At 63.1% G+C, this 5,090-nt stretch carries 6 protein-coding genes and 1 pseudogene; 4 read left to right on the plus strand and 3 right to left on the minus strand.

Features of this window, described 5'->3' with window-relative positions:
- Nucleotides 1-1,426 (plus strand): LuxR C-terminal-related transcriptional regulator (locus ABNS06_RS17520; protein ID WP_348675896.1); only part of this gene is annotated, 1,426 nt, incomplete at its 5' end.
- A 39-nt stretch (nt 1,427-1,465) separates the two neighbouring features.
- Here ABNS06_RS17520 and ABNS06_RS17525 read toward each other — a convergent pair.
- On the minus strand, nt 1,466-1,717 hold the full coding sequence (locus ABNS06_RS17525) for a DUF6471 domain-containing protein (protein WP_348675898.1): 252 nt from the start codon (nt 1,715-1,717) through the stop codon (nt 1,466-1,468).
- A 146-nt stretch (nt 1,718-1,863) separates the two neighbouring features.
- Between ABNS06_RS17525 and ABNS06_RS17530 the strand changes: the two genes are divergently transcribed.
- From ABNS06_RS17530 to ABNS06_RS17540, 3 genes are all read left to right on the plus strand, one after another.
- Nucleotides 1,864-2,775, plus strand: coding sequence for an SPFH domain-containing protein (locus ABNS06_RS17530; protein WP_348675899.1), 912 nt, complete (start codon nt 1,864-1,866; stop codon nt 2,773-2,775).
- Nucleotides 2,776-2,886: 111 nt separating this feature from the next.
- Nucleotides 2,887-3,213, plus strand: a complete 327-nt coding sequence (locus ABNS06_RS17535) for a type II toxin-antitoxin system CcdA family antitoxin (protein ID WP_348675900.1) — start codon at nt 2,887-2,889, stop codon at nt 3,211-3,213.
- Between the two features lie 3 nt (nt 3,214-3,216).
- A complete protein-coding gene (locus ABNS06_RS17540) occupies nt 3,217-3,534 on the plus strand; it encodes a CcdB family protein (RefSeq protein WP_348675901.1) in 318 nt (105 codons plus the stop codon).
- 25 nt (nt 3,535-3,559) lie between these two features.
- On the opposite strand, the gene ABNS06_RS17545 is transcribed toward ABNS06_RS17540, so the two are convergent.
- Complete coding sequence (locus tag ABNS06_RS17545) at nt 3,560-4,747, minus strand: lipid-transfer protein (protein ID WP_348675902.1); 1,188 nt, start codon at nt 4,745-4,747, stop codon at nt 3,560-3,562.
- Nucleotides 4,748-4,778: 31 nt separating this feature from the next.
- A pseudogene (locus ABNS06_RS17550) lies at nt 4,779-5,090 on the minus strand (hypothetical protein); the annotation flags it as partial.

Raw genomic sequence — 5,090 nt, forward strand, 5'->3', positions numbered from 1 at the left:
GACCTTTCTCCGACGCCAGGCGCAGCTGCCGCCAGTGTTGTGGACCATCGAGCGCAATTGCCGTCGCGAGGTGCCGGAGAGCCGGCACGGTTCGCATGTCGTCGCATCGATGATCTACATCCTCCAGGACGATCTGGAACGCTCCGAACAGGCCGCCAGTCGGGCGATCGTCGACGAGATGGCCGCGTCAAGCTTCGAATCCTTCGAGTGCGGCGCGGCGGCAAACGTGCTCGCGTTCGCGGCATTGTGCCGGGGTGATTTCGAAAGCGCGCATGATTATCTGGTGCAGGCGCGCGCGCACGGGGAGATGTCGGGCACCGTGTTCAGCTGGGGGTATTCGCTGGCGCTCATCGGCGCGGATGCGCTGGTCCGTGGTCGGGTCAACGATGCGCTGAACCAGATGCGTCAGGGCGCCGAGGACAAGCGCCTGGAAGAGGACGGTTCCATGGCCTCCGCGGCGTTGTCCGCGGTGATGATGGATGCACTGTACGAAGCCAACGAACTGGACCAGCTCGCGACCTGTTACGAACATTTCCGTGACGTGCAGGATGCCGCGCTGCCGGATTTCCTGATGGCGGCTCAGTTCGCCCGCGTACGCAGTCTCGACGCGATCGGCGAACACGCCCAGGGCGATGCGCTGCTGGATCAGCTCGCCACGCTGGCCTACGCCGGTGGCTGGCGTCGGCTGATCCGGATCATCGGGTGGGAGCGGGTGCGCCGGGAGCTGATCGCCGGCCGGCTGGAGCATGCGCACAAGATCGCCAGCCGCATCCCGCCAGCCACGCCCACGCAGTCGACGGAGGTGATGCGCTTCAACGAGGACATCAACGACGAGGTCATCGGTCGCATTCGCCTCGCATTGCACGATGGCCGCGGTCGCGATGCCCTGGAGCGTGTTCGTCAGGCGCTGCCGGTCGCCGAGGCCTCAGGCCGCGTCCGCCGTCAGATTCGATTGATGATTCTCAACGCGTTGGCGCTGCACTGCGATCATGATCGCGATGAGGCGCAGGCGGAGCTGACCCGGGCACTGGAACTCGGTCACGCCGGGGGCTTCGTTCGCGCCTTCCTGGACGAAGGGCAGGCATTGGCCAAGTTGCTGAGCGCCACGGTGAAACAGGAGGCACCGCACTGGCCGGATGCCTTGCGTGACTACGCCCGGGATCTGCTGAAGCATCTCAAGCACGCGAGATTGCAGGGGTCGCTGGCCATTCAGCCCGCGCGTGAGCTGATCGATCCACTCACCGAGCGGGAAGAGGAGATCGTCGCTCTGGTCGCCGCCGGGGCGAGCAACAAGGCCGCCGCCGGCAAGCTGTTCGTATCCGAGAACACGATCAAGTTCCACCTCAAGAACATCTACTCCAAGCTCGGCGCCAGCAGCCGCATCCAGGCCGTGCAGATCGCGCGGGAGATGCACCTGATCGAATAGGTGTTGCGCGTCGTGGTTCGAGCGGACGTTGGTCGTAGGCTATTCCGCTGAATCGTCGGTTTCGGTGGGCGGAATGGCGAGCGAGCGCACTTCCAGGACGGAGAGCAGGGCGATGAACAGCTGCGCGCTCATCACGCCGGTGGAGAACTTGCTGCCGAGATTGGACGCGCTCTGCTCGATTCCGATGGCTTTCAGACGCTGGCTCAGGTTCTCGAACGTGAGGCCGTGACGGGCCTTTTCCGCTTTCAGTGTTCCCAGCAGGAATTCCCGGCTGGCTTCATGGTGGATCATGAGGTCACCTCCGGAACCATTTTCAAGCAAGAGCGAATTATGTCAACCATGGTTGACAAATTCCCTGAAATAATCAATTATATTTGACATATCGGGCTCATCGTTGACTTGCCCGATATGATTCATTCTTTGTCGGGAGGATTGTCATGAATATCGGTATCACCGCTGTACTGATTGTCGTCGCCGTGCTGTTGCTGATACAGGCGGTCGTCATCGTTCAGCCCAAACGGGTCAAGACGATCACGCGCTTCGGCAAGTTCGTCCGCGTGGCCCGACCGGGTCTCAACTTCAAGATCCCGCTGTTCATCGAGATGGTCGATGTGCAGTTGTCGACGGCGCTGCTGCACGAGCAGGAGACGGTTCGCGTCAAGACCAAGGACAACGCCTATGTCGACATGCCGTTGCAGGTGTTCTACGAGGTTGACGAATCGACCAGGGAAACGGTTTACGCGGCCGCTTACAACCTGGAGGACGCGGCGCAGCAGATCCTGTCGCTGGCCGCCAAGGAGGTGCGCTCGCACGCCACGTCGATGAAGCTCGATGAGCTGTTCGAGGACAAGGATCAGATCGAGAACAACGTGATGCGTGACCTGGAGGCCTTCGTCAGCAACAACGGTTTCCACATTCGCAACGTTGTGGTCGACGAGCCGACACCCTCGGAAGAAATTCAGGCCGCGAGTAACGACGTGATCGCGTCGCTGCGGCAGCAGGATGCGGCGACGGCCAAGGCCGAAGCCATCCGGATCGAGCGGGTGGGCGAGGCCAAAGCGGACGCCCAGGCGCTGATGGAACGGGCGGGGGCGTTTGCCGAGTCCCGCGAGACCATCGCCCAGGGCATGGTGCGGGCGGCCAAGACCATGGGCGACAATGTCCGCGGTCTGGACGATCGCGACGTGATGCGGGTGCTGGAAGGCGTGGACTGGCGTGATGCGCTGATCAGCTGCTCCAAGGGGGAGGGAACGATCATCATCGATTCGGCCACTGGCGGGCACGGCATCGCCGACACCGCGGGTCTGGTCCGCGCGCTCAGTGAGAAGAATCTCGCCGCCAAGGCCTGATCCGGCGATACGGGACGGGCAGCAGACTTTCTGCTGCCTGTTTTTCGTGTGTGGAAGGTTGGGTTACGCGGTGCGCTTGTAGAGCTTAATGAAGCGGGAGTCATGATCGGAATGTCCATCTACCGGAATACCGCCGGTGGACTGCTCAGTGGCGGGCGCATAAAATGGGCGCATATATTGAGCGGATTTGTTGGAATGCAACCTGTTCTTGATTCCGAAGAGAAGACCCCCGTCAATCTGCGTATTCGTGCTTCACTGAAGGCGCGCGCGAGAGAGTTGGGCGTCAATCTCTCTCAGACGCTGGAACGCGGTCTGGAACGGGAGATCCTGGACCGTGAGCGGCAGGCGTGGGTTGAAGAGAATCGCGCCGCAGTCGAGGCGTATAACGAACGCGTGGAAAAGCGGGGTCCCGCGCTTGCTGCATTTCGGCGTTTCTGAGCGATGGCGCAGTTCGACGTTTACGAAAATCCGAATCCCCGGTCCCGCGAATGGGCGCCGTTCGTCATCGATTTACAGCACGAGATGCTGAGTGCGCTCGGCACCCGGATCATGGCTCCGTTGCTCGCGTCCGGTCGGGATACCGAGGCCCTGATGACCCGGCTCAATCCGGTTGTGACGGTCGCGGGGCAACGCTGCTATCTCTCAGCCGCGGAACTGGCATCCGTGCCGATGTCCGAACTCGGTAAACCCGTTGGCAACCTTGAATCGCACCGAGACGAATTTCTCGGTGCGGTTGATCTGCTGTTTACAGCCGTTTGATTAGCCTGGCGAATACCTGTTCCTGTCAGCCGGTGCGTTCGTAGAGCGTGATCACGCAGGCGCCGCCCAGCCCCAGGTTGTGTTGCAGGGCGATGCGGGCACCGTCGACCTGGCGCTCCTCGGCCTGCCCACGCAGCTGCCGGACCAGCTCGGTGCATTGCGCGAGACCCGTCGCCCCCAGCGGGTGGCCCTTGGACAGCAGTCCGCCGGACGGATTGGTCACGACCTTGCCGCCGTAGGTGTTGTCGCCATCCAGCACGAATTTTTCCGCCTCGCCACGGCCGCAAAGCCCCAGCGTCTCGTAGCTGAGCAGCTCGTTCTGCGCGAAGCAGTCATGCAATTCCACGACGTCGACGTCTTCCGGTCCGATGCCGGCGGCCTCGTAAACCTGCCTGGCGCCGTCGACGGCCATGCTGTAGCCGACCACTTCGCGCATGTCGCCGGAGGCGAAGGTCACGTCTTTGTCGGTGGTCATCGCCTGGGCGCGGATGCGCACGCTGTCATCCAGGCCGTGGCGTTTGGCGAACTCGCGGGTGCAGATCACCGCGGCGGCCGCGCCGCAGGTGGGCGGGCAGGCCATCAGCTTGGTCATTACCCCGGGCCACAGCGTTGGTGATTCCATCACCTCGTCGTCGGAGACGACGGTGCGAAACAGCGCCAGCGGATTCTTCGCCGCATGCCGGCTGGCCTTGGCGCGGATTTTCGCGAAGGTGGTCAGGCTGGTGCCGAACTCGTCCATGTGCGCCTTGCCGGCGCCGCCGAAGTAGCGGATCGCCAGCGGGATTTCGTCATGGCCGACCAGCTTTTCGGCGGTGTCGTCAAAGCGCCCGAACGGGCTGGGGCGGTCATTGAAGTGGGTATTGATCGCGCCCGGCTGCATCTGCTCGAAACCCAGCGCCAGCACGCAGTCGGCGGCGCCACCCTCGATCGCCTGACGCGCCATGAACAGCGCCGACGATCCGGTGGAACAGTTGTTGTTGACGTTGAAGATCGGGATTCCGGTCATGCCGACCTCGTACAGCGCGCGCTGGCCGCAGGTGGAGTCGCCGTACACGTAGCCGACGTAGGCCTGCTGCACGTCGGCATAGGCGACGCCGGCATCTTCCAGCGCCAGACGCGTGGCCTGCGACGCCATTTCGGGATAGGTCTCGGACTTGCCGGGCTTGGCGAACTTCACCATGCCGACACCGGCGACGATGACATCCTGATTCATGAGGTACTCCGTCAGAGTTGGGTGGGCGCGGCTAGCCGACCGCGCGCTCGCGACCGGCCCAGAATTGATCGCGAACCTGGCGCTTGAGCAGCTTGCCGACGTTGCTGCGCGGCAGCTCCGGCCATACGTCCACGGTCTTGGGGGCCTTCACGCCGCCGAGCTTTTCCTTGCACAGCGCGATGATCTCGTCGGGGTCGACGGACTGGCCGGCCTTGGGTTCGATCACCGCCTTGACGGCCTCACCCCATTTCTCGTGCGGCACGCCGATGACGGCGCAATCCTGCACGGCGGGGTGGCCCAGGATCACCTTTTCCACCTCGGCGGAATACACGTTGAAGCCGCC

Origin of the sequence: uncultured Abyssibacter sp. (genome assembly GCF_964000955.1) — a bacterium.
GTDB lineage: Bacteria > Pseudomonadota > Gammaproteobacteria > Nevskiales > OUC007 > Abyssibacter.